21 protein-coding genes are annotated in these 26,499 nt (G+C 62.4%); 20 read left to right on the top strand and 1 reads right to left on the bottom strand.

Going from position 1 to position 26,499, the window contains the following annotated elements; translation table 11 throughout:
• The first annotated feature begins 107 nt into the window (after window positions 1-107).
• From WKV53_RS08825 to WKV53_RS08735, 19 genes are all read left to right on the top strand, one after another.
• The gene (locus WKV53_RS08825; protein ID WP_341404208.1) at window positions 108-3,503 is read left to right on the top strand and encodes a Calx-beta domain-containing protein; all 3,396 of its coding nucleotides are present in this window, start codon (window positions 108-110) and stop codon (window positions 3,501-3,503) included.
• 225 nt (window positions 3,504-3,728) lie between these two features.
• Window positions 3,729-4,430 (top strand): cytochrome c3 family protein, encoded by a 702-nt coding sequence (locus WKV53_RS08820; RefSeq protein WP_341404207.1) that lies wholly within the window; start codon window positions 3,729-3,731, stop codon window positions 4,428-4,430.
• A gap of 42 nt (window positions 4,431-4,472) precedes the next feature.
• A complete protein-coding gene (locus WKV53_RS08815) occupies window positions 4,473-7,790 on the top strand; it encodes a TAT-variant-translocated molybdopterin oxidoreductase (RefSeq protein ID WP_341404206.1) in 3,318 nt (1,105 codons plus the stop codon).
• Between the two features lie 44 nt (window positions 7,791-7,834).
• A complete protein-coding gene (gene nrfD / locus WKV53_RS08810; RefSeq protein WP_341404205.1) occupies window positions 7,835-9,331 on the top strand; it encodes an NrfD/PsrC family molybdoenzyme membrane anchor subunit in 1,497 nt (498 codons plus the stop codon).
• Window positions 9,332-9,356: 25 nt separating this feature from the next.
• Complete coding sequence (locus WKV53_RS08805; RefSeq protein ID WP_341404204.1) at window positions 9,357-9,950, top strand: DUF3341 domain-containing protein; 594 nt, start codon at window positions 9,357-9,359, stop codon at window positions 9,948-9,950.
• A gap of 33 nt (window positions 9,951-9,983) precedes the next feature.
• On the top strand, window positions 9,984-10,673 hold the full coding sequence (locus WKV53_RS08800) for a c-type cytochrome (protein ID WP_341404203.1): 690 nt from the start codon (window positions 9,984-9,986) through the stop codon (window positions 10,671-10,673).
• Window positions 10,674-10,686: 13 nt separating this feature from the next.
• Window positions 10,687-12,084, top strand: coding sequence for a hypothetical protein (locus WKV53_RS08795; protein ID WP_341404202.1), 1,398 nt, complete (start codon window positions 10,687-10,689; stop codon window positions 12,082-12,084).
• A 22-nt stretch (window positions 12,085-12,106) separates the two neighbouring features.
• A complete protein-coding gene (locus WKV53_RS08790) occupies window positions 12,107-12,907 on the top strand; it encodes a c-type cytochrome (RefSeq protein WP_341404201.1) in 801 nt (266 codons plus the stop codon).
• Window positions 12,908-12,936: 29 nt separating this feature from the next.
• Window positions 12,937-14,454, top strand: coding sequence for a cbb3-type cytochrome c oxidase subunit I (locus WKV53_RS08785; protein ID WP_341404200.1), 1,518 nt, complete (start codon window positions 12,937-12,939; stop codon window positions 14,452-14,454).
• Between the two features lie 21 nt (window positions 14,455-14,475).
• Window positions 14,476-15,207 (top strand): hypothetical protein, encoded by a 732-nt coding sequence (locus WKV53_RS08780; protein ID WP_341404199.1) that lies wholly within the window; start codon window positions 14,476-14,478, stop codon window positions 15,205-15,207.
• Window positions 15,208-15,228: 21 nt separating this feature from the next.
• Entirely contained in the window at window positions 15,229-15,987 is a 759-nt protein-coding gene (locus WKV53_RS08775; RefSeq protein WP_341404198.1) for a c-type cytochrome, read from the top strand.
• Window positions 15,988-16,011: 24 nt separating this feature from the next.
• Entirely contained in the window at window positions 16,012-17,922 is a 1,911-nt protein-coding gene (locus WKV53_RS08770) for a cytochrome c oxidase subunit I (RefSeq protein ID WP_341404197.1), read from the top strand.
• A 57-nt stretch (window positions 17,923-17,979) separates the two neighbouring features.
• The gene (locus tag WKV53_RS08765) at window positions 17,980-19,626 is read left to right on the top strand and encodes a cytochrome c oxidase subunit 3 (RefSeq protein ID WP_341404196.1); all 1,647 of its coding nucleotides are present in this window, start codon (window positions 17,980-17,982) and stop codon (window positions 19,624-19,626) included.
• A gap of 45 nt (window positions 19,627-19,671) precedes the next feature.
• Window positions 19,672-20,040 (top strand): cytochrome C oxidase subunit IV family protein, encoded by a 369-nt coding sequence (locus tag WKV53_RS08760; RefSeq protein WP_341404195.1) that lies wholly within the window; start codon window positions 19,672-19,674, stop codon window positions 20,038-20,040.
• A gap of 27 nt (window positions 20,041-20,067) precedes the next feature.
• Complete coding sequence (locus tag WKV53_RS08755; protein WP_341404194.1) at window positions 20,068-20,268, top strand: hypothetical protein; 201 nt, start codon at window positions 20,068-20,070, stop codon at window positions 20,266-20,268.
• A gap of 17 nt (window positions 20,269-20,285) precedes the next feature.
• Window positions 20,286-20,504, top strand: coding sequence for a hypothetical protein (locus WKV53_RS08750; protein WP_341404193.1), 219 nt, complete (start codon window positions 20,286-20,288; stop codon window positions 20,502-20,504).
• Window positions 20,505-20,519: 15 nt separating this feature from the next.
• Complete coding sequence (locus tag WKV53_RS08745) at window positions 20,520-21,314, top strand: cytochrome c oxidase subunit II (protein ID WP_341404192.1); 795 nt, start codon at window positions 20,520-20,522, stop codon at window positions 21,312-21,314.
• An 89-nt stretch (window positions 21,315-21,403) separates the two neighbouring features.
• Window positions 21,404-21,859 carry a GxxExxY protein gene (locus WKV53_RS08740; protein WP_341404191.1) on the top strand — a complete coding sequence of 152 codons (456 nt, stop codon included), beginning with the start codon at window positions 21,404-21,406 and terminating at the stop codon, window positions 21,857-21,859.
• Window positions 21,860-21,968: 109 nt separating this feature from the next.
• Window positions 21,969-22,289 (top strand): putative quorum-sensing-regulated virulence factor, encoded by a 321-nt coding sequence (locus tag WKV53_RS08735; RefSeq protein WP_341404190.1) that lies wholly within the window; start codon window positions 21,969-21,971, stop codon window positions 22,287-22,289.
• 4 nt (window positions 22,290-22,293) lie between these two features.
• On the opposite strand, the gene purB is transcribed toward WKV53_RS08735, so the two are convergent.
• Window positions 22,294-23,748 carry an adenylosuccinate lyase gene (gene purB, locus WKV53_RS08730; protein WP_341404189.1) on the bottom strand — a complete coding sequence of 485 codons (1,455 nt, stop codon included), beginning with the start codon at window positions 23,746-23,748 and terminating at the stop codon, window positions 22,294-22,296.
• A gap of 167 nt (window positions 23,749-23,915) precedes the next feature.
• On the opposite strand from purB, the gene WKV53_RS08725 reads away from it, so the two are divergent.
• The gene (locus WKV53_RS08725; RefSeq protein WP_341404188.1) at window positions 23,916-26,438 is read left to right on the top strand and encodes a beta-L-arabinofuranosidase domain-containing protein; all 2,523 of its coding nucleotides are present in this window, start codon (window positions 23,916-23,918) and stop codon (window positions 26,436-26,438) included.
• Window positions 26,439-26,499: the final 61 nt, after the last annotated feature.

Raw genomic sequence — 26,499 nt, 5'->3', positions numbered from 1 at the left:
GCGCCGGATTGAAAGGGTGTGTGACAATGATGTGTCATGTGGTTGATAACCACTCATAGGAAAGTCGATTGACTTGCCAACACCATGCCGGTGTAGCGTTCGTTCCGATGATGGTTGCAGGCTGCGGGAAGTCCGGATGGGGTTGGCTGGCGTTTGTTGCGGGAGTGATTCCGGCGGTGGCAGCGGAGCCATTGCCAGCGCCGCAGCCGAGGATCGAGAAGGTCTATGAATTCTCCGCAAGGTGGCTATCGAGGTGGGAGGTCTCGGACGCAGGTCCGGTAGTCGATGCAAGTTTTGAGCGGGAAGGGAAGTTGGTCGAAGGGATCACCTATTGGGTGCAGTCGGGTGAGCCGGTTTTTTCCAAAGGATGGGAATTGGATTGGAGCGACGACATCGTGATGCGGGGCGACACGATGATTGTGGGACGGAGCAACGATTTTGTAGTCCAGCAGCCCCTGACCTTGGGAGGCACGCCGAAATCTTTCGTGTATCCCCCCAATTGGGAGTTCATGGGAGCTTCGGACCACGACGTCGTCTTGAGGGGAGGCAACTATCCAAACGAAGGCGGCCATCTCGGCTTCATCACCCGCGACAGGTCCCACATCCTGCGCGGGGTGGATCCTGGCATGTATGTGGTCGCTCTAGTGGCGCGCGAGAATGACTTCGTGCTCCATGGCAGCACGAGGCAAGGTCATGTCTTTGCCCGGATGGAGCAGCCGCCTTACCGGCCTGGGGAGGTGGTGAAGGCGAAGGTATCACGGGTGAAGGCAAAGCCGGAGACGGTCCGCCATTTCGGCCGGCACTTCGCGCTTTTCGAGCAAGGCGGCGCTTTTCATCTGCTTGCCTGGGGTGCCGAGGAAGCGGAATCGATCCAGCGCGTTCCCGGGCTGGCGAGGGATATTGGAATAAGCGGCATAACGGAGACGGAGGAGGCTGTTTATATCAAAAGCGGGCTGCGGGATCTCCTGAGGATCGCTCCTGGCGAAAAAGAGGCCAAGTTCACGAAGGTGACCCTTCCAGCCGGATTGAGTATGGGCTCGATCCGCGGGGGCAAGGAAAACGAGTTGTTCATTCTGTCGCCGCTTGAGACGTCGATCGTGCGCTTGAACACCACGCCGGTCAGCCAGCTTGAGATCTATCCGGCGGTGGGGCGGGAGATTGACGGGGTGATGCGCTTCAAGGTGAGGCTGGAGCCCGCTTCGCAAGTGCCGGTGAGCTTTTCCTACGAAACCCGTCCGCGCGGTGCGGAGGCGGGTGTCGATTACGCGCCGGTGGGGGGCACTGCCACGCTCGCACCGGGAGCGACCGAGGCGGTGGTGGAAGTGCCGCTGATCGAGGACTTCACGATCGAATCATCCGAGTCCTTTGAACTGCATCTGACCGGTATCTCCGGTGCGCGTTGTGAGCGACCGGTGACCACGGGCCGGATCCTCGGGTCGAGTAGTCCGAGGAAACTGGGAATCACCTTCGACATCGGCGCCCAGTCGGAATTCGAGAGATCCAATGCTTCCAGTGTGGTCTTTCCGGAGGGAGTCGCCGAAGCGAGCCGTCTGGGGTGTGTCGGGTTGTCTCCCATGACCCCGAACAGCGGGCCTTATTTTTATGCGAGCGCGACCACGTTCGAGTGGGCCGAGCAGGGAGGAATGGGAGGAAAGATCTACCAATTCGATGCTGTCACCGGTGAGCTGCTGGAGGAGATGCCAGATCGCTTCCGGAGGGTGGAAGGGAACGAGGTTCTGACAGTGACCGGGATCGGAAGTTCGGTTGATAGCCTGATGCGGTGGGGGTTCTTCGACGGATTCCCGGTGCTGGATTTTTCCGCGCAGGCCTTGGTGGAAGGCGGTGGTTTCCAAGAGTTGGTGGCGCGGGCCGAGCGCTCGCACAAGGCCATCGATTGCAAGGTTTTGACGGCTGATCCCGCTCTCGGGGTGACGGGGATATCGGTGGATGGCGACGGACGCTTCCAGTTGCAGGCGTCGCCGCCCGATGATGGGGCGGTGCGGTTTACCCGGACCTTCGACGTGGAGGTGCGCCTGACCGACCGCGAATCGGGGGCGACGAGCATTCAACTGGTTCCGGTGAGGCTGGCCGATGATGACTTTCTCCTCACGAAGCAGGTCAAACTCGGTGGCAAGGAGATCGCCCAAACCTTGCTGGCGGATGGGGACCGCCTGCTCGCTGGATATACCGGATTCGTCGACACTTTCCGTGTCTCCGGAGAAATTTTGACCGGGGAGTCACGGACGATGATGCCGAAGGGCGCGGTGGCGCTGAGAGCGCTCGAACCCGCCGGGCCACGGGTGGTGTTTTCGACGATTACCAACAAAGCGCAGAATGGCCTCCAACTGTCGGGCCTGGAGCGCGGGGTGAAGGGTTGGAAGTCGAAGTCGGCAGAGCGGCCGAAGGCGATGGTGCTTGCCGGCCAGTATCTGGCAGCAGGAGAGGGACAGGCGGCTGGCGGAGCTTCGGGCCGGGTGAGGATTCTGGATGCGGCGAGCGGCAAGGAATTGCGGGTGATCGAGGCACCGGACGGGTCGCCGGGATTCGGCTACGATTTGGCGTTCTCCGCGGGCACCTTGTGGGTCGCCTCGCCGCCGTCCGGAATGCCTTTCGGGAAGGTGTATGGCTATTCGGTGGCGGATTTCTCCCTGATCCACGAGATCTCCAATCCGGAGCCGGCGGCGGGAGGGATTTTCGGGATTTCGATCGCTGTGGATGGCGACCAACTGGTGGTGGGCGAGCCGCGAAATGGAGGAGGTGCGGTGTGGTTGTTCGATGCGTCCAGCGGGACTCTTTTGGGAAAACTGGCGTCGCTGGCAAACAAGCCGGTGCCGGGGCTTGGGGTTCAGGTGGCCACGCGAGGCGGTCGTATTCTGGCAGCGGGGGGGAATTTCCTGGCAGGTCTGGCTCCTTCGTCGGCACCGGCTTCCGTCGCGTCGAAGGTTTCGACCAGCAGCGTGATCATCATCATCAATCCCACTCCTCCGAACGCGGAATCGTGGCTACCGGTGGTGCTGTGGGAGGATCGCAGTTCCTCACCGCGCTATCTTCATCCCAATGGGGCCGGTACCCACTATTTCACAAGCGGCGGCCACATCGCGTTGCTGGACGGTGCTGCGGTTCACTCCTACGCATCGTTCACCGGGGACGGGTGGGATCAGGGTTTGGAGGTCTATTATTTCCCGGAGCCCGCTGTGGCGGGTAGCACGATGGCAGCATCGGCGCCGAGGGCGACCGCGCTGCCGCTCTGGCCGCAAGGCGGAGCGCCGGAACCGCGCTGGACGTTTCACCGCACCGAGGCTGGCGGGCTGGAGGCGGAGGTCAATATGGGGGCTAGCGTGACTGTCGGCACGGTGCCGCAGGTGGAATGGTCCGGGGACCTGAAGGTCTGGTATCTGATGACAGAGCTGCCGGAGCCGGCGGGAGGTTTGCTGCGGATCCCTTTGCCCGCCGGCGACACCTCCCGTCGATTCTTGAGATTGAGGACGTCAGGGGATGAGTGACCCGCATGTGAGGCCGCGATTGTTCCGGGCTTTCCGCATGAGCAAGTGGGATGGCGCAGGTTTTTTGGAAATCTAGCGGTTTTTCCGGTTGCCAGTGCGGGAGGGGGTTTGCAGACTCCGCGCCCGCGCCGCTCTACCTTCCCGGGATGCGTCGCGAAAGAGCTTGTGAAAAATTTCACAAGCGCCCTAAATTTCCTCGCCGAGCATCACCGAAGCACCTTCGTCATGGCCAATTTCTTCCCGCGCTGGACCAATTTGCTGCCGCTGAAAATCGCCGTATGCGCCGCTTCGGTCGCTGGTGGAGCGGTGCTTGCGTTCACCTACTACGCGACACCGAAGACCTTGGTGGAAGGCTACCAGCCGTCGCAGCCGATCCCGTTCTCGCACAAGATCCACGTAGATCAGCTCGGCCTCGACTGTCGCTACTGCCACTCTTTCGTCGACGTTTCCGGCACCTCGAACGTCCCGGGCAACAACACCTGCTGGAACTGCCACCAGCACGTGGCCAAGGACAGCGCGAAGCTCCAGCCGCTGCGGGACCGCATGGATCCCACGCTGAAGAGCCCGGACTTCGGCAAGCCGATCCAGTGGGTCCGCATCCACAAGACGCCGGACTACGTGTATTTCAACCACTCCGCGCACGTGAACCGCGGCATTTCCTGCCAGAGCTGCCACGGCCGGATCGACCAGATGGAAGTGGTCTATCAGGAAAACAGCCTGTCGATGGGCTGGTGCCTCGATTGCCACCGCGCGCCGGAGAAGCACCTGCGCCCGCTGGAGGAAGTTTACAACCTGAAGTACAGCGACGCGGACGTGTCGAAGTATACCAAGGACGCCGGGGTGAAGACCACCGAGGACCTCGGCCTCAAGCTCAAGGAGCACTGGCAAATCGCGCCGAAGACGACCTGCGCCACCTGCCACCACTGATTTCCGCCCGTTTTTCCCTGATCTTTTGATTCTCCGCCGCCCATGAGCAAACGCATCTGGCAACATCCCGAAGTCCCAGCCGGTGAAACCACCGTTTCCTGGCGCAGCCTCGGACAGCTTGAGGACACTCCGGAATTCCGCTCGTGGATGGAGCGGGAGTTCCCGCAGGGAGTGGCGGAAATGGACAATGAGGAGGACGCAGAGACCTCGCGCCGTTCCTTCCTGAAGCTGATGGGAGCCTCGACCGCGCTGGCCGGCTTCGGCATGGCCGCCTGCCGCCGCCCGGAAAGCTACATCGTCCCCTACAACAAGGCGCCCGAGTGGATCATCCCCGGCAAGGCGACCTATTATGCTTCCAGCCGTCCTTCCGCCTCCGGTGCGGTGCCGCTGGTAGTCACCACTTTCGAAGGCCGCCCGACCAAGGTCGCGCCGAACTCGCTGCACCCGGACGTCACGGGCACCGACGCCTTCACGCAGGCTTCCGTGCTGGACCTGTATTCGCCCTCGCGCTCGCGCAAGGTGCTGAAGCAGGGCAAGCCGTCCTCCCGCGCCGAGTTCGAGGCCGCGCTCGCTGCACTGGCCGCTGACAAGTCCGCCAAGGTGGGCTTTGTCTTCGGTGCCGATGTTTCCCCGACGCGCTCGCGCCTGGCCAAGGAGCTCGCCGCGAAGTTCTCCGGCGCGAAGTTCTACAGCTACGAAGCACTGAGCGGTGGCAAGGTCTTCGGCGATGGCGTCCGCGCCGTGGCTGATTTCGCCAAGGCCGACCGCGTGGTCGCGCTCGATTGCGACTTCGCCTGCCTCGATTTCCAAGGCTCCACGATCCCGTTCTTCGAGCGCCGCAAGCCGGAAGGAAAGGACTACTCGAAGAAGGCCGATGCCTCCTCGATGAACCGCCTTTACGCGGTGGAGAGCGCCTTCTCGCTGACCGGCGGCATGGCGGATCACCGCCTGCGCGTGGCTCCGAGCCAGCTGGCCGGTATCGCCGCTTATATCGGCAGGGAGCTCGGTGTCTCCGGAGGCACCCCAACGACGGACGACAAGACGATTTCCTGGCTGGCACCGCTGGTCGCTGACCTGAAGGAAGCCAAGGGGAAGGCAATCGTGCTCGCCGGTTCCCGTTTGCCGGACGCGATCCAGACGCTGGTCGCTTCCATCAACGAGAAGCTCGGCAACGTCGGCGAAGGCAAGGCCCTGCGCTACGTCCGCACCGAGAACGAAGGCTTCGGCGACATCGCCAAGCTGAAGGCCGACCTTGATGGCGCCGCAGTTGAGACGGTGATCCTGCTCACCCCGGCCAACCCGATTCTCGACGCCCCGGCCGATCTCAAGATCGCCGACGCTTTCGCCAAGGCGAAGACCGTCATCCATTTCGGCGAACGCACCGACGCCACCGCGCTGGCCGCGACCTGGCACGTGCCTACCAGCCACTACCTCGAAAGCTGGTCGGATGCCCGCACGGTCAATGGTGTCTACACGGTGGTGCAGCCGATGATCCTGCCGCTCTACAGCGACTGCGCGAGCGAGCTGGAAGTCCTTTCCGCACTGCTGGCCGATGACGGCAAGCTCGTCACCGGCGAAGCTGCCGATGGCAAGCCTTCCCCGGCCTACGATGCGGTCCGCAAGACCTTCGAAACGGTCGGCGGCAAGGGTAGCGAGCCTTGGAAGAAGCTTCTCCGCGACGGTTTCCATGCCGGCACCAAGTTCGAGACCGTGGCTGCCACCTTGGCCGCTGGTGCCGCTGCTGCTCCGGCCGCTGGTGCCGAGGGGACCTACGAGATCGTTTTCGCGACCGACTCCTCGATTTACGACGGCCGCTGGATCGACAACGGCTGGCTGCAGGAAGCTCCCGATCCGATTTCCAAGCTTTGCTGGGACAATGCCGCGCTCATTGCGCCGCAGACCGCGAAGGACATGGATCTCTACCATGAGATCGTGGAGCTCGAGAAGGTCAGCGCGCTCGGCAAGCGGACCAACGTCGGCGAAGACGGCGAAGGCGAGCACCGCACCGGCCCGATGATCAAGATCACCGTCAATGGTGCCACGATCGAGATCCCGGTGATGATTTCCTTCGGCCAGGCCGAAAAGACCATCGTGCTGCCTCTCGGCTACGGCCAAGGCTTCAACGACGAGGACAAGTTCAATCGCGGTCCGAAGAACACCGGCACGGTGGGCTTGGTCGGCGTGAACTCCGGCTTCAATGTCTACCCGCTGCGGACCTCCGCCGCGCCTTACTTCGTCACCGGTGCCACGGTTGAAAAGGCCAACAAGCGTTACCCGCTGGCCGTCATCCAGGAGCACCACGCGATGTATGGCCGCGCGCTCGCCCGTGAGGTCTCGACCATGACGGACGAGGAGAAGGGCAGCTTCGCCACCCAGCTCGAAGGCGTGAAGAAGCAGGGCAACGACGCCCACGCCCCGGAAAACACCTCCCTCTACAAGCAGCAGAACAACAAGGGCGTGCCGCACTTGAGCGACACCCTCCACCAGTGGGCGATGTCGATCGACTTGTCCTCCTGCATGGGCTGCAACGCGTGTCTCATCGCCTGCCAGGCGGAGAACAATATCCCGATCGTCGGCAAGGATCAGGTCGCCCGCGGCCGTGAAATGCACTGGATCCGGATGGATCGCTACTACGCGATCGACGAGCACAACAAGTTCGACCCCGGCAGCCCGTCCTTCGTGCCGCAGCCGGTGGCTTGCGTGCAGTGCGAAAGCGCGCCGTGCGAAACCGTCTGCCCGGTCAATGCCACGGTTCACACCGAGGACGGCCTCAACGCGATGGCCTACAACCGCTGCATCGGCACCCGCTACTGCGCGAACAACTGCCCGTACAAGGCCCGTCGCTTCAACTTCTTCGACTACAACAAGCGCAACCCGCTGATCGCCCACAACCTCTACAAGGGTCCCTTCGGCGAGAAGCAGGTCGGCACCGCGCCGCACCTCCAGCGCAACCCGAACGTCTCCGTCCGCATGCGCGGTGTCATGGAGAAGTGCACCTACTGCGTGCAGCGTCTCAAGGACGCCAAGATCCGCCAGAAGCGCGGCCAGAAGCAGGAAGCCCTGCTCGCCGGCAAGGCCTCGCCGGATTCGAACGTCACCACGCACACGCTGCGCATCCCGGTGGACTCCGTGAAGGTCGCCTGCCAAGAGGCCTGCCCGGCCGGTGGCATCGAGTTCGGCAACATGCTGGACGGTGCCGAAGCGGTGGTGAACCGCGCCAAGGGTGTGGATCGCAACTACGACCTTCTCAACTACATCGGCACCAAGCCGCGCACCAGCTACCTGGCACGCGTCAAGAACCCGAATGAGCACATGCCGGATGCCCCGTTCATCGGCAAAGCCACCATTCACATGCACTGATCCCGGTCAGTCCACGAGCTCAGTCATCCTTCTTCCATCCGATCATGGCCTCCGCCACCGAACACGCGCCGAGCACAACCCGCCAGGGACCGAAACTTCCGGTTCTGAAGCGCGAAAAGCTCATTCTGAGCGGCCGCTCCTATCATTGGATCTCCGACCGCATCGTCAGTGTGGTGGAGAATCGCCAGCCCCTGCTGTGGTGGCTGCTGTTCCTCCCGTCCGCGCTGATTGCGATGGTCGGCGTGGGCCTTAGCCTGACCTACCTCGTTTCGACGGGTGTCGGCGTGTGGGGCATGTCCAACCGCACCTTCTGGGGCTGGGACATCACGAACTTCGTGTTCTGGATCGGTATCGGTCACGCGGGAACCCTGATCTCCGCGGTGCTTTTCCTAACGCGGCAAAACTGGCGAACGTCGATCAACCGCGCCGCTGAGGCGATGACGATCTTCGCGGTGATGTGCGCCGGCATTTTCCCGGCATTCCACGTCGGCCGCGTGTGGATGGCGTGGTTCCTCGCGCCGATCCCGAACGCCAACTCGATCTGGCAGAACTTCAAGTCGCCGCTGCTGTGGGACGTGTTCGCGGTCTCGACCTATTTCACGATCTCGCTGATCTTCTGGTATCTCGGCATGGTGCCGGACCTCGCGACCATCCGCGACCGCTGCAAGCCGGGCCTGCGCAAGATGCTCTACGGCATCTTCTCCCTCGGCTGGCGCGGTGGTAACCGCCAGTGGAGCCACTACGAAATGGCCTACCTGCTCCTGGCGGCCCTTTCGACCCCGCTGGTGCTCTCCGTGCACTCGGTCGTGTCCTTCGACTTCGCCACCTCGGTCGTCCCCGGCTGGCACACCACCATCTTCCCGCCGTACTTCGTCGCAGGCGCCATCTTCGGTGGCTTCGCGATGGTGCTCACCATCATGGTCCCGGCCCGCCAGCTCTACGGGCTGCAGGACCTGATCACGATGAAGCACATCGACAACATGGCGAAGATCATCCTGCTGACCGGCACGATCGTCGGCTACGCCTACCTGATGGAGCTGTTCGTGGCCTACTACTCGGGCGCGCTCTATGAAATGGAGGCGTTCCGCATCCGCATCACCGGCCCGTATTGGTGGGCCTATCTGGCGATGATGAGCTGCAACGTGCTTTCCCCGCAGTTCTTCTGGTTCAAGTGGTGCCGCGAGAATCTCTGGGTCGTGATGGCCGTGTCGATGTGCGTGAACGTCGGCATGTGGTTCGAGCGCTTCGTCATCATCGTCGGCACCCTGGGCCGCATGTTCCTGCCGGGTGACTGGAAGACCTACTCGCCGAGCTTCGTCGAAATCTCGCTCTTCATCGGCACCATCGGCATGTTCCTGTCGCTGTTCCTCCTCTTCCTACGCTTCCTGCCGTGCATCAACATCGCGGAAGTGAAGTGGACCCTGCTCGAGTCCGATCCGCATTTCGACGATTACAACGATCACCCCGACCATGGCACCGAGGTCGTGGCCGCCTACCAGCACGAGCTCCACTCGAAAGGCGCCGTCGAAGCCAAGGCCTAATCATTTCAACCGGCATCCCTGATCCGTGAGTACTACCCGCAAACGCGTTTACGGTTACCTGGCCGAATTCGGCAGCGCCTCCGCCCTTTACAAGGCCGCGGAAAAGGTGCGCGACGCCGGCTACCGCAAATGGGACTGCCACACGCCGTATCCCGTGCACGGCCTTGATGGCGCCATGGGCATGAAGCGTTCGATCCTACCGTGGTTCGTCTTCTTCGGCGGCATGCTCGGCACCTTCACCGGCTTCTTCCTCGCTTCCGCCACCCAGACCGAGATCTGGGGCTGGCTGCCAGGTCTGAACCACGCGATCGAGAGCTATCCGACCGTGGTGCAGGGCAAGCCCGCGAACATCTTCACGGTGCCGGCGTTCTTCCCGATCATGTTCGAGCTGACGATCCTGTTCTCGGGCTTCACCACCTTGTTCGGCCTGCTGGCGCTGATGAAGCTGCCGCGCCTGAACCACCCGCTGTTCGCCAGCCACCAATTCCACCGCGCGACCGACGACGCGTTCTTCATCGCCCTTGAAGCTCGCGACCCGAAATTCAGCCCCGAAGGCACCCGCCAGTTCCTTGAGGAAATCGGCGGCAAGAGCATCGAACTCGTCGAAGAAGAGGACTGATCCCCTCCGCGCCCAACTCCCAGATTTCCCGTCGTGAAATACTTCTTCCTCGCCTACGCGATCATCGCAGCCCTGTTCATCGGCCTCATGCCGGTGCGTGGCAGCAAGTCCCCGGACGCGCCGATCCGGCTGTTCCCGGACATGGACGAGCAGGACAAGCTCAAGCCGCAGAAGCCGGACGAATTCTTCGCTGACGGCCAAGGCGCGCGCCAGCCGGTCCACGGCACCCAGGCGCTGGGCCTGAACCCGGAAGGCCTGAAGGAAATCGGCGGCATCCCCGAGCAAGAGTTCGGCGGCGGCACCGGTCACCTCGCCACCGGTGGCATCGACGGCTACTACGCCAATGGCATGCCGGAAGAACTCGGCCTGACTGCCGAGAACGTCGGCGCTTTCATCAAGCGCGGCGAAGAAGTCTTCAACGTCAACTGCGCGATCTGCCACGGCAAGTCGGGCGACGGCCAGGGCATGACCAGCCACTTCGGCGTCCCCGGCATCGCCAACCTGACGCAGGACACCTACGGACAGGCCACCTACCCGGACGGTCGCATCTTCTCAGTGATCTCCGACGGCAAGGGCAACATGAGCGGCTACAAGCACAACATCGCCCTGCGCGACCGCTGGGCTGTCGTCTCCTACGTCCGCGCCCTGCAACTCGCCCGCAAGGCTCCCTACGACGTCGTGAAGGACGCGTTCGACAAGGGCATCGCCACGCAAGCCAAGTAATCACCTTTCCCCGATGGCACACCACCACGTCACTTCTGCCGACATCCCGGTCGACGGCGAGCGCCTCGTCAATTCGAGCGTCGAGAACGTCAAGCGCATCGCGGGCGGTGCGGCTGTTTTGCTCGGCATCATCAGCGCTTATCTGCTCTTCGGGGCTCCTGAGAAGATCCAAGCGCAGTTCGCCTACTCGTGGCTGTTCGCGATGTTCCTGTTCTTCACGCTGGCGGCCGGCGGTTGCTTCTGGACGTTGCTCCACAATGTCTCCAACTCGGGGTGGGGGACTTCGGTCCGCCGCATCATGGAGAACCTGGGTTCGGTGTTCCCTTTCATGTTCATCTTTGCGTTGCCGCTCCTGTTCCCACAGGTCCAGCGGTGGCTCTACGAGTGGATGAATATCCACGGTGACGCTCTCAAGCACCACGGCGGCGGCTACTTCGATGGCTTCCTCGGCGGCTTCTACGGCAGCGAGTCGATGAAGGCCGCGCTTGCGAAGGATCACGAGGGTCTGCTGGTGAACAAGCTGTGGTACATGAACAAGGTGGCGTGGTATACCCGCTTCTTCTTCTACTTCATCGGCCTCGGCCTGGTGATCCGCACGTTGCGCAAGTTCTCCGTGAATCAGGACACCGATCCGAATCCGGGCACCAAGAACCTGTTCAAGGCCCGCTTCCACTCGACCTACACGCTGATCATCTTCGCGATCACCATCACCTTCGCCGCCATCGACTGGCTGCAGGGCATGAACTACCCTTGGTTCTCCACGATGTGGGGCGTCTACATCTTCGCCGGTGCCGCGCTGAACTCGATGGCCGTGATCATCATCACCGCCGCCCTGATGCAGAAGGCGGGCTACCTGAAGCGCGTGACGGGTCCGGAGCACTACCACATCATGGGCAAGCTGCTGCTGGCCTTCACGATCTTCTGGGCCTACGTCGCCTTCTCGCAGTTCTTCCTGATCTGGTATGCGAACATCACCGAGGAAACCTCATGGTTCCTTGATCGCAACACCGGCGGCTGGAACACCGGCAGCATCGCGCTGGTCTTCTGCCACTTCGTCATTCCCTTCGTCATCCTTCTGCAGGCATGGCTGAAGAAGAACCCGAAGCTGCTCGCGATCATGGGCGGCTACACGCTGGCGATGCACGTGCTCGACCACTACATCATCACCATCCCGGAGCGCTCGGTCTCCATTTACACGATGGCGAACTTCGGCACGCCGTGGCAGATGGAGAAGCTGGAGTCCCTCAAGGGCGTCACGACCTCGGTTCCCGGCGCCTTCTGGTTCGACATTCTCGCCTTCTTCGCCGTTGGCTCCGGCTTCCTCTTCTTCTACCTGCGCGCCCTGACGCAGACCGCGACCTATCCGCACCGCGACCCGCGCATCCTCGAGTCCGCCAACGTCTCGAACTGAACGGACTTACCTGCCCTTTCCCATGTCCTCGACCAGCGACAATCCTCTGACCCGCTTCTCCGCCTTTATCTGGGCGTTGGGTGTCTTCTCGCTCTTCGGCGTGATCGTGCTCGCCCTGAAGCTGTTCTCTCACGACACCACCGGAAAGAACCCGCTGGAAGAAGCGGCTGCCGCCAAGCGCTACGAAGTCCGCGCGGGCGTCGATGCCGCGCAGAAGGCGGGCTTCGCTTACAAGGAAGTGGAGAAGGGCAAGACGGTGCAGGTGCCGCCGCACGATGTCTTCGCCAGTCTCGGCGAGAAGCTGCTTTCCGAGAAGCCGGCGCCGGTGGCAGTGGATGCCCAAATCGTTCCGGGTTCTGACCGTGCGACCGCCAAGTCCACAGAGGCAGGTCCCGACATGTCCGCCGTGGACAAGCGCACGCCCGCTGCTGACACGCCGATCGATCCTGCGGTGATGGCCAAGGGCCAAGCCACCTTCGCCTTGTGCGCCGCTTGTCACGGTCCGGCCGGTGCCGGTGTTCCTCCGGTCGGTCCGCCGCTCGCTGGTTCCGAATGGGTGACTGGTCCGGTTTCCAACCTGATCCGTATCCAGTTCCGCGGTCTGCAAGGCCCGCTTCATGTGAAGGGTGCCGTGTTCACGCCGCTCGCGCCGATGACCCCGGTCATCGCGACCCAAGACGACGAAACGATCGCCGCCGTCCTCACTTTCGTCCGCAACAGCTTTGGCAACAAGGCCGCCCCGGTGCTGCCGGAGCAGGTCAAGATGCTCCGCTCGGAACTCGGCAAGCCGATGCTCACCGAGGCCGACCTGATCAAGCCCTGATCTGACCCGATCCTTTCCCCTTTTTCTCCATGTCCGCCGCCTCATCCCAGACTTCCGACGCGATCCGCCGCGCGGAGATCGACCGCTCGCTGCGCCACCCGGTGATGTTCTTCTTCACCAGCGGTGCCGCATGGTTGGCCGTGGCCATCCTGCTCGGCATCATCTCGTCCGCCAAGACCCACAGCCCTGATTTCCTCAGCGGTTGCGCGTTCCTGACCTACGGTCGCGTGCAGCCGGCGCACATGAATGCGCTGATCTACGGCTGGGGCTGCCAAGCCGCCTTCGGTTCGCTGGTGTGGCTGATGGCCCGCCTGTCCCGCCAGGAGTGCCGCGCCGCCGGCCTGATCCTCACCGCCGGTCACGTCTGGAACTTCTCGCTCGCCCTCGGCATCATCGGGATCCTTTCCGGCAACAGCACGGGCATCCCGTGGATGGAAATGCCGAAGTTCGCCTGGGTGCCGATGCTGCTCGCCTACGCCGCGATCGCGATCTGGTCGATGGTGCAGTTCAAGGTCCGCCCCTCCGGTCACGTCTTCATTTCCCAGTGGTACATCCTGGCCGCGCTGATCTGGTTCCCGTGGGTGTTCGCCACCGCACACATCTTCGTGCACGGCTTCTCCGGTTCCCCGCTGATGGCTGCGGCGATCAATGCCTGGTATCGCTCGGCGCTGCTGTTCTTGTTCTTCCTGCCGGCCGGCATTGCCGCGGCTTACTACCTGATTCCGAAGGTTACCGGCCGTCCGGTGTATAGCTACACGCTGTCGCTGCTCGGTTTCTGGTCGCTCGCGATCATCGCCCCGTGGGCTGGCATGCAGAAGCTGGCCGGTGCGCCGATCCCGAACTTCCTGCCCTACCTCGGCGCCGCTGCCACCATCCTCGTGGCGATCCCTTGCATCGCCGTCGCGGTGAACCTGCTCAAGACCGCCGCGGGTGCTCCCGAGACGGTGGTGAACAGCCCGTCGCTGCGCTTCACGGTGGCCGGTCTATTCGGCCTGCTGGTGACCGGCTTCGCCGCCACCTTCCTGAATGTCCCGTCCTTCCTGCCGCTGAGCCAATTCTCGCTCTCGCAGTATGGCTTCGACGTGCTGGCACTCTACGGCTTCTTCAGCTTCGTCGCCTTCGGGATGATCTACTTCGTGGTCCCGCGCGTGACCCGCCGCGAGTGGCTTTCCAGCCGCCTGATCAAGATGCACTTCTTCCTCTCGATCTACGGGGTAATGACCATCGCGCTGGTCGCCATCTTCGGCGGTCTGATGCAGGGCCAGGCCCAGGAGGACTTCAAGCAGCCGTGGGAGAATGCGATGACCTATGCCAACCCGTATGCGGTCGCGACCACGCTGTCGTGGTGCTTGCTGTTGTTCTCGAACGTCTGGTTCTTCGTGCACCTCGCGCTGATGTGGCTGCGCCTCGGCCGCCGCTCCTCGCACCCGACCCTGCTCGGCCACGCGCATCATGATGATCTGCACGATGCGACCCACGGCCCCGAAGGCGACATCGACAATGGCGGCCCGGGTTCCGCTTCCGCCGCTCACGCCCATTCCCACTAAGGAATTTCAAATTTCGCTTCCATGACCTTCCGCTCCTTCGCAATCGGTCTCACCCTCGCCTTCGGCATTGCCTGGATGGCCGTGGTGGTCGTGCCGTTTTTCTCGATGCGCGACGTCAAGCCGGTGGCCTTCGATGAGGCAGCCGACGGCAAGACCGGCATCTATTTCCCAAAGCGCACCGGCCGAGTGGCCAATGGCGCGGAAGTCTATGCCTCGAACGGCTGCTACCTCTGCCACACGCAAGTGGTCCGCACCACCGACGCTGGCAATGACCTCGGCCGTGCCGACTGGGGTGGCAACAAGACCGACGAAACCCGCGGCGACACCCGCCGTGAGTCGAACGTCTTCGACTATCAGGGTGAGAAGTTTGCCCAGATCGGCGTGTCCCGCCTCGGTCCCGACCTCTCCAACATCGGTCTGCGCGTGCAGAACTACGTGAAGGAGTCGAACGGCGATCCGAAGACATGGCTCTACCTGCACCTCTACAATCCGCGCCTGGATCCCAAGCTCTCGACTTCCAAGTGCCCGTCGCTGCCGTTCCTGTTCGAGGACAAGGCGATTACCGGCCAGACTCCGGTGGCTGCACTCGCTGTGCCGACCAAGGAAGGCCGCGCCATCGTTCCTACTCCCGAGGCGGAATCGCTGGTGAGCTATCTGCTCTCGCTGAAGCGTGATGACGCGCTGCCGAAGGCCATCAACCCTGCTCCTGCCGCCAAGCCGGCTGCCGCTCCTGCCGCCGCCCCGAAAGGCTGAACCGTTTTTTCCCTGTCCGAGATGATCGATCCTTCCAAGCCTGACCTCGAGGAATCGGTGAACGTCACCGAAGCCCACGAGCGCGTGGTCCGTGGTGCCGCCGCTGCTTCCCGCGAGTCCAAACTCAAGGAGAACGGAGCCGAGCCGATCTCGCTCTGGGTGCTTATCCTGTGCGCCGTTCCGCTGCTGGCCGCCGGCTGGACGCTGGGCAAGGCCGGCACGCTGTTCTCCTACAAGGACATCACGCGTGAAGACTACGTCCGCGTGATCCCGAGCGATGGCGAAAGCGCCAAGCTGCCGCCGACCGACTACCTCACCGCCTCGATCAAGAAGGGCCAGAAGATCTTCGCGAAGTGCGCCGGTTGCCACGGTGCCGATGGCAAGGGCGATGGTGCCAACTATCCGCCGCTGGCTGGTTCCGAGTTCGTCAATGGTCCGCACGAGCGCTTCGCCATGGTCATTCTCAACGGTCTTACCGGCCCGACTTCCAGCGGCAAGACCTTCGGCGTGATGCCGTCCCAGGCCGCCGGTCTGAATGGCGAGGACCTTTCCCACGTGATGAATTACGTCCGCCACTCCTTCGGCAACAGCGCCGCCGACGTGGTAACCAAGCAGATGGGCACCGCTGCGCTGGAAATCTCCGGCAAGCGCGCCAAGGCCGGTGCCTCCGTCACCGCCGACGAACTGAATGCCGATCACAAGAAGAACCTTCCGGGCGATCCCATCGATCCCAAGATGATGGTCGATCCGATCACCCTCGAACCGGCGGAAGCCAAGTAACTTCAGCCCCACCTTTTCCCACGCATGAGCGCCCACGCCCACGCCGCCGACCAGCACGGCCACGATGACCATCACGGTCACGACGATCACCACCACAACCCGGGCTTCTGGTCGAAGTACGTGTTCTCGACCGATCACAAGATGATCGGCATCCAGTATGGCCTGACGGCGATGGCCTTCCTGGCCTTCGGCTTCTACCTGATGATGGTGATGCGCTGGAGCATCGCCTATCCGCACCAGCCGCTGCCGGAGTGGATGAGCTGGTTGTTCTCGGACAACTGGAAGGCCCGCTGGCTGACGGACGGCAAGGTGACGGGCGAGACTTACAACATGTTCGGCGCCATGCACGGCACCATCATGGTGTTCCTCGGTATCGTGCCGCTCGGTTTCGGTGCCTTCGGCAACTACGTCACGCCGCTCCAGATCGGTGCGGTCGACATGGCCTTCCCGAAGCTGAACATGACCAGCTACTGGCTCTACCTGCTGGGTGGCCTGGTGATGTGCGCCTCTTTCTTCATGGAGTCCGGCGCAGCCAAGTCCGGCTGGACGAACTACTCGCCGCTCGCTGGTTTCGCTGACGGCCAGATCGTCAACCAGTGGCTTGCCGGCCAGACCCAGTGGCTGATCGGCCTGGTGCTGCTCATTTCCTCGTCGCTGCTCGGTTCGGTGAACTTCGTCACCACGATCATCAACCTGCGCGCCCGTGGCATGACCTGGATGCGCATGCCCTTCTTCGTGTGGGCGATGCTCGTGACGGGCTTCCTGCTCCTGCTCGCCTTCCCTCCGCTGGAAGCCGCCGGCATCATGCAGCTGATGGACCGGGTGAGCCACTCGTCCTTCTTCATGCCCTCCGGCCTGTATTCGGCCAAGGAAGGCATGGCTGACCTCTCCGGTGGTGGTTCGCCGCTGCTGTTCCAGCACTTGTTCTGGTTCCTCGGTCACCCTGAGGTGTACGTGCTCCTGCTGCCGTCGATCGCCTGCGTCGCGGAAATCATTCCGGTCAATACCCGCCGCCCGCTGTGGGGCTACAAGGCGATGGTTTACGGCGTGCTCACGCTGGGCTTCCTGTCCTTCGTCGTGTGGGCGCACCACATGTATCTCACGGGCATGGGTCCGGTCGTTTCGACCTTCTTCCAGACCACCACGGTGCTGATTTCGATCCCGTCGGTGATCCTGCTGACCTCGATGATCATCTCGCTGTGGGGCGGCTCCATCCGCTTCACGCCGGCCATGATCTGGGCCTGCGCCTTCCTGCCGATGTTCGGTATCGGCGGTCTCACCGGCCTGCCGCTGGCATTCAACCTGGTGGACCTTCACCTGCACGATACCTACTACGTGATCGGCCACTTCCACTACGTGGTGGCCCCGGGCATTCTCTTCGGCCTCTTCGCCGGCGTGTATCACTGGTATCCGAAGATCACCGGCCGCCACATGAGCACCTTCCTGGCTCACGTTCACTTCTGGCCCAGCCTGGTGTGCATGAACCTGATCTTCTTCCCGATGCTCACGCAGGGCATGGCCGGTTTCCACCGCCGCTGGTACAACGGTGGCGATGCCTACCTCGCCAACGCCAAGAACGCGGCGGACGTCTTCGCCCAGGTCGTGGACAAGCACATCGACCTCAACATCGTGATGTCGATGGCCGCATGGACGATGGCGCTCGCGCAGATTCCGTTCGTGATCAATCTCTTCAGCGCTTGGAAGATCGGCCGCAAGGTCGAGAGCGACAATCCTTACCATGCCACCACCCTCGAGTGGGCGACGCCGACGCCTCCGGGCCACGGCAACTTCCTCACCGAGCCTGCCGTTTACCGCGGCCCGTACGAATACAGCCGTCCGGATTGCGAGGAAGACTACCTGCCGCAGTGGGAAGAGCCGAAGCGCGATAGCGACGCTCCCGCCGAGAAACCCGTCACCCCGTCCGCCCACCACTGACGATTCATTCGGTCCCGGGCCTGAAAACCCGGCACTGGAAACCAGCTCTTTTTCCCAATGGAAATCCCCTACATCGTCACCCCGCGCAAGGACACGGGCCTCTTCAACTCGAAGATCGCCATCTGGTTGTTCCTCGCGTCGGAAGTCATGCTCTTCGGCGGCTTCTTCTCGGCCTACATTTTCCTGCGCCTCGGCGCGGACTTCCCATGGCCGGAGCGCACGCTGCCGGTGCTGCCGGGCCTCATCAACACCTTCGTGCTGATCGCCTCGTCGGTCACCGTGGTTTTTGCCTGGGCGTCACTGAAGATGCGCCAGTGGGGCAAGTTCCAGATCTACATGCTGATCACGGTCGTTTGCTCCTTCATCTTCATGGGCCTGAAGGGCATCGAGTACTACGTGAAGTTCCACCACCAGGCTCTCCGCACGATGGACTGGGCGGTCGTGGAAGGTCACCTCGGCAACGTGGTGAAGGAAGGCGTTCACGTCGACCACGAGCATGGTCCGAAGGACGAGGACCTAGCCCTCGATCACAACGGCAAGAAGATCGAGGAAAACGTCATCAACTACGAGACCACGCAGATCACCTTCAATACCCTCCGCTATGAACGGCCGTGGGTGGAGGAGATGATCGCCCACGCGGCGGAAGAGAAGGCAACCATCGAGCTCGCGGCCAGGCTTGAGCTCCAGACCGAGCGCGGCAAGCCGGTGGTCTTCGAGAAGGGCACCAAGCTCGACCTCAAGCTGCTGGACGAAATCAAGAAGGCTCACCTCGCCGGCCACCGCAACAACCAGGCGCTGCGCACCGATAGCTTGCGTGAAAGCTGGCGAGAAGTCCACAAGGCCAATCCGGGCAAACGCGATTCGGACCTCGCAGGGCTTGCGAAGGTGGACGATGCCGCGATCGCCAAGGATCTGATGCCGGAACAGCCGTCCGTGGCCTTCGAAGTGAAGCCTGCCGTGGTCTTCCGCTTCGCCCCGCGTGACATCCAGGAAGCAAACGGCACCTTGCGCGACGGCACCGCCCTCGCCGGCAAGTTGCTGGAGAGCCCGATGGGCTTCCACTTCGTCGACGCCATCGATTTCCGTCATCTCGCGATGAAGGTCACCGAACGGGTCGGCCACCACGACGAGGCTGCGATCGAAAAGGCGATCGAGGAATCCTGGTTGCTCAAGGAGAACCACGAGCTGGCCGAGATCTGGGAAAAGCAACAGAAGGCACTCGCCAAGCTTGAGGAATTCCTGGCCTCCAAGGGCAAGGAGCCGACGGAAAAGGACAAGTACCGGATCAACTGGCAGGAAATGGCGTTCTACGCCGATCCGAAGTCCTCGGTGGAAAGCTACGATCCTTCGAAGACCTACGCGATGCCGCGGGTGGATGAGAACCCGAAGGAGAAGTTCTTCGGCCCTGATTACCACGAGCGCTTGTTCCCGCACCTTGAGGTTCCTCGCAATCAAGTGCAGTTCGCCTCGAAGTTCGCGCCTGCTTGGAACACCTACTACGCGATTTACTTCACGATGACCGGTCTTCACGGCCTGCACGTCATCGGCGGTGCCATCGTGCTCGCCTACTACCTGTTCTTCGGCAAGAAGATGTATCTTTCCAATCCCGAGTGGCTTGCCAACCGCGTCGAAGTCGGCGGTCTGTTCTGGCACTTTGTGGACTTGGTCTGGATCTTCCTCTTCCCGATCCTGTATTTGATGTAAATTCCCCGGGTTCCCGTTTTTTTCGATTCCAGCCTTTTTCCGTCCATGGCCGATTCTCCTGAAGCAATCCAGAAGTCGCTCCGCCTCTACAAGTTGATCGGCCTCGTGCTGTTCTGTGGCACCGCAGCCACGGTCGCGGTCGCGACGATCCCTCAGCTCGATGTCGGCAAGCACGGCTTCGACACCGCCGACATGTGCCTCGGCCTGTTGATCGCCACCGTGAAGGCCTCGCTGGTGGCAGCGATCTTCATGCACCTTAATCACGAGAAGCGCCTGATTTACTGGCTCTTCAGCTTCGGCATCATCGCCGCGATCTGTCTCCTGGGCCTGACCGCCCTCGCCGAGCACGACCCGATCCACTACAATGGATTCAAGGACGGGGTGCCCGGTTCCGACGTCAAGAGGCAGCACTGATCTGATCCACTTCAACCCTTCACCGCCATGTCGCTCCGCGCCTTCCACATTGTCTTCGTCACGGTGAGCACCTTGCTCTTCGTGTTCCTTGCCGTGTGGGCCTTCGCGTTCGCGACGGACCGGACCGGCACCACCACGGGACTCGGGGTGGTCAGCGCGATCTGTGCGGTGATCATGCCGATCTACGGCGTCTGCTTCTACAAGAAGGTCCGCAAGATCGTCCTCTAACACGACACGATACGGCCATGATCAATACATTGCTCGCCTGCGCCACCTGCGCCGTGAATTTCAAGGACGACGGCACCAATCCCGCCGGCTGGTCCATCCTTTTCATGCTCGGCGTGATCCTGCCGATGCTGGGTGGCGTGATCTTCTTCATGACCCGCCTGATCCGCCGCAGCGATGCCGAGCTCGATCCCGAATTGCGCGACGACCTGCCCGCCGCTTCTGCTTCCACCCGCTGACACTTTCCTTTTCCCATGACCCTGAGCCCTTCAAAAGCCCTCAGCATCCCCGAAGTCTTCTCCGCCCATGGTGGCCGGGTGGACCACCTCATTGACGTGGTTCACTGGTTCATGTTCGCGCTCGGTCTCGGCTGGTTCTTCTTCTTCGCTTTCTGCCTGGTCCGCTTCCGCGCGTCGGTGCACCCGAAGGCGTCGTATCACGGCGTCCGCAACCACATCTCCAGCCACTTGGAAATCGCGGTGGTCATCATCGAAGCCGTGCTGCTGCTGGGCTTCGCGTTCCCGCTGTGGCGCGAGCGCACTGACACCTGGCAGACGGTGCAGAAGCAGGATCCGATCCGCGTCCGCGTCGTCGGCTGGCAGTTTGGCTGGACCTATCACTACCCCGGCAAGGACGGCAAGTTCGGCCGCATCAATCCGCTGGTCCGCACCAGCAACAACGACGTGGCGCTCGACCTGAATGATCCGAATGCCCAGGACGACTTCATTGCGTCCAACCTCAAGATTGCGAAGGGCCGCCCGGCGATCCTCAACATCACGTCCAACGACGTGATCCACAACTACGCGATCGTCCCGATGCGCATCCAGCAGGACGCCGTCCCGGGCCGCGAGATCCCGATGTGGTTCACGCCGACGAAGACCCTGGAAACCTCGATCGTCTGCGCCCAGCTCTGCGGCGAGAAGCACGGCGACATGGTGGGCCAGATGGAAGTGGTCGAGGACAAGGCTTTCCGCACTTGGTTCGATACCGAGTCCGAGAACGCGCTGAAGGCTCACGCGCCGAAGGCTGCAGCCACTGCGAGCCGTTGAGATTCGGCTAATCCAGTTTTTCCCAAAGCGGGAAGCTCTCCGGGGCTTCCCGCTTTTTGATTTAACCGCGGATGGCGCGGATATCACGGATGGTTTGGATTTCTCTTTCCGACCTCTCCGAGATTCTATCGGCCATGCTACATGAGGAGATCACGAAGGATGCAATTGGGGCGGCGATGGTTGTGTTAAACGAGCTCAGGCCGGGACTGGACGAGAAGCTCTACGAGAATGCATTGGTTCTCGAACTTCGCGCGCGGGGGCATGAGGTCGAGCAGCAGCGCGAGTATCCGGTCTATTACCGCGGACAATTCATCGGGAAGCTTATCCCTGATCTGGTGGTGGACGGGAAGGTGATCGTGGACCCAAAGGTGGTGAGTGTATTCAACGACACTCATGTGGCGCAAATGCTCGGTTACCTCAACATCACCGGCTTGGAGGTGGCGCTGCTGCTCAATTTCAAGAGTGCCAAGTTGGAATGGCGACGGGTGGTCAACGAGCGGCGGTTCTTGGGAATCGAGGATGATTCCCCGCCCATGTTGTCGTAAAATTGACCGCGGATTGCGCGGATATCGCGGATGGTTTTTGGATTTCTCATCCGCGTGATCCGCGGTTGATCCCTCTCGCGCGAGGTCGGGGGCCGTTGTAAGAGGAAGCGTGACCGATATCGAACGCGAGGACTTCCGCAATCTGCTCGGTGAGATCGGGAAGATGCGGATGCCTTTTGGCAAGTATGGCCCGGCGGGGGTACCACCGCGCGGGATGCCGATTTATGATCTGCCGCCGGAGTATCTCTCGTGGTTCAAGGAGCGCGGCTTTCCGAAGGGACGGCTCGGCGAGCTGCTGGCCATCGTTTGTGAGATCAAGGATGTCGGGATGGACATGGTCTTCGACCCACTGCGCGAAGCGAACGGCGGCCGAGTGACCTATTGGGTCAAACGGCCGCGCGAGAGGAACTTTCCTGACTCAGGGGAGTGATCGATCAGAGGATCGAGCCCGGCGAGTAGGCCGCGGCTGCCGGGTTGGCGGCTTCAAGGGCGGCCACGGCTTTCGCGAAGGTGGCGACCTGGGCTTGGGCCGCACCGGCATTGCTTTCGCCGGCAGCGACGATGGCGGCGAGTTGGGAGCGATCCATCGGGATGCGCTCGTCGTTGGCGAGGCGGTCGACGAGGTCGTTCACCGTGGTCTTGCCGGCGCGGAGGTCGTTTACGGTGCCGACGGCGTGTTCCTTGATTGCCTTGTGCGCGGTCTCGCGGCCGACGCCGGACTTCACGGCTTCCATCATGATCGTGGTGGTCATCAGGAAGGGGAGGTAGTGGGCGTTTTCCTTCGCGATCACGGCGGGATAGGCGTCCATCTGATCGAGGACGGTGAGGTAGGTCTCGAACAGGCCGTCGATGGCGAAGAAGGCATCCGGCAGCATCACGCGGCGGACGACCGAGCAGGATACATCGCCCTCATTCCACTGGTCACCGGCGAGACCGGAGGCCATGGCGAGGTAGCCCTTCAGGATCACGTGGAAGCCGTTCACGCGCTCGCAGGAGCGGGAGTTCATCTTGTGCGGCATGGCGCTGGAGCCGGTTTGGCCGGGCGCGAAGCCTTCGCTGGCGGTTTCATGGCCGGCCATCAGACGCAGGGTGCGGCAGAAGGAGGAGGGGCCGCTGGCGAGATCGGTCAGGGCAGCGACCACGCGGAAATCGAGCGAGCGCGGATAGACCTGGCCGACATTCGTCCAGACCGCCGGCATGCCGAGGTGGGTGACGACTTTTTGCTCAAGCTCGGCGACCTGCGCGGCATCGCCATTGAAGAGGGAAAGCTGGTCCATCTGCGTTCCGACGGCGCCCTTGAGGCCGCGGACCGGGTAGCGGGCGATCACGTCTTCCAGCGCGTGGTGGGCAGAGAGCATTTCCTCGCCGAACATCGCGATGCGCTTGCCGAGCGTGGTCGGCTGGGCGGCGACGTTGTGGGTGCGGGCGGTGATGACGAGGTCATTCCACTGCTCGGCGCGCTTCTTCAGGCGGGCGAGTACGGCGACGGACTTGTCGCGGATCGCCAGCAGCGAGCGCCAGACCTGGAGCTGCTCGACGTTTTCCGTGAGGTCGCGCGAGGTCATGCCCTTGTGGATGTGCTCGTGGCCGGCGAGGTCGTTGAACTCCTCGATGCGGGCCTTCACGTCGTGGCGGGTGACGCGCTCGCGGGCCATGATCGAGCCGGGATCGACCGAGTCCTTGGCGATTTCATACGCGGTGATCGCCTCGGCGGGGATGTCGAGGCCGAGGTCGCGCTGGGCCTTCATTACGGCGATCCAGAACTCGCGCTCCAGCACGATGCGGCCTTCGGCCGACCAGATGGCTTGCAGGGCAGGGGAGGCGTAGCGTTCGGCGAGGACGTTCGGAATCACGGCGGGGAGTAGCGGCCAGCGGCGGGTGCGGGGCAAGGGAAAATCGGGTCGTGAAGTGCGGTTCATTCCTTGCCGGAGAGGCTGATATGGCGATTCTCTGATCCATTCTCCCGAACGAGTTCGGCTCCATGAATTCAAATATCGAACGTGTTTGAATTCGGTGGGAGAACGGCCAAGCTCGCGTCGTAACCCAAGCCCCATCCATGAAGAACGTCATTTTCCTCGCTGCGGTCGCGCCTCTGGCCGTGGTCGGTGTTGTCGCTTTTGCCGACCCTGCGACCCCAACGGCACCGAATCGCGCGCCGCTTGATCCCGGGCATTTCACGGCGCTGCCGCTGGGCAGCGTGAAGCCGCAGGGTTGGCTGAAACACCAGCTGGAATTGCAGCGGGATGGATTGACGGGGCATGCTCCGGAGCTTTTGGAGGCGGTGAGTCCCAACAGCGCTTGGCGCGGGGGCACGGGTGAGAACTGGGAAAAGGGGCCCTATTATCTGAAGGGGCTGATCTCGCTGGCGTGGGGACTGGATGACGAGAAGCTGAAGGCCGAGGCGACGAAGTGGTGCGATGCCATTCTGAAGAGCCAGCGCGGGGATGGCTTCTACGGCCCGGCGAACAATGACGACTGGTGGCCGCGGATGGTGGTGAACCATTTGCTGCGCGATTTCCATGAAGCCACCGGTGATGAGCGGGTGATCCCGTTCCTCACGAATTACTACAAGTTCATGAATTCGGGCCTCGATGCCCGGCCACTGCGCGACTGGGGCAAGTCGCGCGCCGGGGATGACATCGAGACGGTCTTCTGGCTCTACAATCGCACCGGCGATGAGTTCCTGCTCGGGCTCTCCGACAAGCTCGCAAAGCAGGCGTATCCGTGGACTGACATCCTCACGAACAACAAGTTCGTCGAGGTCGATCGCAGCTTCCAACCGCGCCACAACGTGAACGTGCCGCAGGCGATCAAGATGCCGGCGGTGTATTCGCTGCGGTCCGGCAAGGCGGAGGATCGCAATGCCTATGACATCGGCGTGGCGAATCTGGATCGCGACCATGGTACTGCCGTGGGGATCAATGCGGGGACCGAGTTCCTCGCGGGCAATTCGACCACGCAGGGGATCGAGCTGTGCTCGATCGTCGAGCGCATGTTGAGCGACGCGAGCGTTACCCGCGTGACCGGTGAAGTGGCCGCGGCCGACAACCTCGAGGAGCTGGCCTTCAACGCGCTGCCGGGTTCGGTGACGGAGAACATCCACCAGCACGTCTACTACTGCATTCCGAATCAGGTCATCTCGAAGCGCGGAGGCAAGGGCTTCGACCAGGACTATGCGAATGGTGCGACGCCGTCGCCGATCTCCGGCTTCCAGTGCTGCTGCTACAACTTCCACATGGGCTGGCCGAAGTTCGTCCAGAACTCGTGGGCGGCGACGCCGGACAAGGGACTCGCGGTGCTCGCCCACGCGCCTACCGAGGTGAGCGCGACCGTGGGCGATGGCACCAAGGTGAAGCTGCGTTCGGAAACCGCGTATCCTTTCGGCGATACCGTGCGGCTTCGCATCGCCACGCCGAAGGACGTGGCCTTCCCGCTCTCGTTGCGCATTCCCGGTTGGTGCGACGACGCGACGATCGAAGTGAACGGCAAAGCTGAGCCTGCTCCGAAGGCGGGCACTTTCGCTAAGATCCAGCGCATCTGGAAGCAAGGCGACGAGGTGGTGCTGAAGATGCCGATGAAGGTGAAGCTGCAGCGCGGTCTGAATGACAGCGTCGTGGTGCATCGCGGGCCGCTGGTTTATTCGCTCGCGATCAAGCAGCGCGTCGAGGCCTTCGAGAAGGGCAAGGTGGCTGGGTTTGATTCTCTGGAGTATTATCCCGAGTCGCCGTGGAATTATGGTCTCGTGGTCGATGAGAAGAATCCGGATGCGTCCTTCGAGGTGAAGACGGGGGCGTTGCCGGATCAGCCGTTCTCGCGGGCGAAGTCACCGATCACCCTGGTCGCGCACGCGAAGAAGGTGCCGTCGTGGAAAATGGCGAACAGTGGCTTGGTGGCGCTGGATCCACCGGTCAGTCCGGTGGCTTCGGAAGAGCCGGAGGAGAAGATCGAGCTCGTACCTTTCGGTGCAGGCATGCTGCGTGTCACGAGCTTCCCGGTGATTGGAAAGCCGGCTGCTCCGCTTCAGTCATACGCGGCCGATTTCAGCAAGGGCACGTTTGATCGCTGGGTGACCTATGGGGGTAGCTGGTACATTCGCGATGGCGCGCTGCATACCGCGGCGGAAGCTCATTCGGGCAGCGGTGGCGTCGTTGGTGCGAAGGCGGTGATGCCTTACACCAATTTCGCGGACTTCGTTTATGATGCGAAGGTCACGGTGAGTGAAGCGGGCGACGCTGGTTTGCTTTTCCGCGCCAGCGACGTTTTCCCAGGCATGGACAGCTATCGTGGCTACTATGCCGGGATCAGTGCGGAGAAGAACGAACTGGTGCTCGGCAAGGCCGACAACCGCTGGATGCCGCTCAAGTCGGTGCCGCTCGCGGTGAAGGCGGGTGAGGCGATGGCGCTGCGGATCGAGGCTGAAGGTTCGGTGATCCGCGTGTATGCGGGAGACCTCGATGAGCCGAAGATCGAGGTGACGGACGATAGCTTCCGCTCCGGCATGATCGGGGTGCGGCGCTATTGCACGAAGGGTGACAAGCACGCGGCTTCGTTCTCGGAGATCAAGGCGAGCGGACTCTAACAAAGCCGCGGATGTCCGCACGATGACCGCAGCAGTCCGAGGGCGGCTGCGCCGCGGCCAT

Origin of the sequence: Luteolibacter sp. Y139 (assembly GCF_038066715.1) — a bacterium.
In the GTDB taxonomy this organism is placed as follows: domain Bacteria; phylum Verrucomicrobiota; class Verrucomicrobiia; order Verrucomicrobiales; family Akkermansiaceae; genus Haloferula; species Haloferula soli.
This window is presented reverse-complemented; position numbering and strand designations above follow the sequence as displayed.

Excerpts from the sequence above, each read along its gene's own strand:
- WKV53_RS08755 (WP_341404194.1), top strand. The coding sequence starts at position 20,068 with ATGTCGCTCCGCGCCTTCCACATTGTCTTCGTCACGGTGAGCACCTTG.
- WKV53_RS08780 (WP_341404199.1), top strand. The coding sequence starts at position 14,476 with ATGACCTTCCGCTCCTTCGCAATCGGTCTCACCCTCGCCTTCGGCATT.
- WKV53_RS08825 (WP_341404208.1), top strand. The coding sequence starts at position 108 with ATGATGGTTGCAGGCTGCGGGAAGTCCGGATGGGGTTGGCTGGCGTTT.
- WKV53_RS08770 (WP_341404197.1), top strand. The coding sequence starts at position 16,012 with ATGAGCGCCCACGCCCACGCCGCCGACCAGCACGGCCACGATGACCAT.
- WKV53_RS08795 (WP_341404202.1), top strand. The coding sequence starts at position 10,687 with ATGGCACACCACCACGTCACTTCTGCCGACATCCCGGTCGACGGCGAG.
- WKV53_RS08775 (WP_341404198.1), top strand. The coding sequence starts at position 15,229 with ATGATCGATCCTTCCAAGCCTGACCTCGAGGAATCGGTGAACGTCACC.
- WKV53_RS08790 (WP_341404201.1), top strand. The coding sequence starts at position 12,107 with ATGTCCTCGACCAGCGACAATCCTCTGACCCGCTTCTCCGCCTTTATC.
- WKV53_RS08785 (WP_341404200.1), top strand. The coding sequence starts at position 12,937 with ATGTCCGCCGCCTCATCCCAGACTTCCGACGCGATCCGCCGCGCGGAG.
- WKV53_RS08765 (WP_341404196.1), top strand. The coding sequence starts at position 17,980 with ATGGAAATCCCCTACATCGTCACCCCGCGCAAGGACACGGGCCTCTTC.
- WKV53_RS08750 (WP_341404193.1), top strand. The coding sequence starts at position 20,286 with ATGATCAATACATTGCTCGCCTGCGCCACCTGCGCCGTGAATTTCAAG.
- WKV53_RS08760 (WP_341404195.1), top strand. The coding sequence starts at position 19,672 with ATGGCCGATTCTCCTGAAGCAATCCAGAAGTCGCTCCGCCTCTACAAG.
- WKV53_RS08725 (WP_341404188.1), top strand. The coding sequence starts at position 23,916 with ATGAAGAACGTCATTTTCCTCGCTGCGGTCGCGCCTCTGGCCGTGGTC.
- WKV53_RS08815 (WP_341404206.1), top strand. The coding sequence starts at position 4,473 with ATGAGCAAACGCATCTGGCAACATCCCGAAGTCCCAGCCGGTGAAACC.
- WKV53_RS08745 (WP_341404192.1), top strand. The coding sequence starts at position 20,520 with ATGACCCTGAGCCCTTCAAAAGCCCTCAGCATCCCCGAAGTCTTCTCC.
- WKV53_RS08740 (WP_341404191.1), top strand. The coding sequence starts at position 21,404 with ATGGTTTGGATTTCTCTTTCCGACCTCTCCGAGATTCTATCGGCCATG.
- nrfD (WP_341404205.1), top strand. The coding sequence starts at position 7,835 with ATGGCCTCCGCCACCGAACACGCGCCGAGCACAACCCGCCAGGGACCG.
- WKV53_RS08820 (WP_341404207.1), top strand. The coding sequence starts at position 3,729 with ATGGCCAATTTCTTCCCGCGCTGGACCAATTTGCTGCCGCTGAAAATC.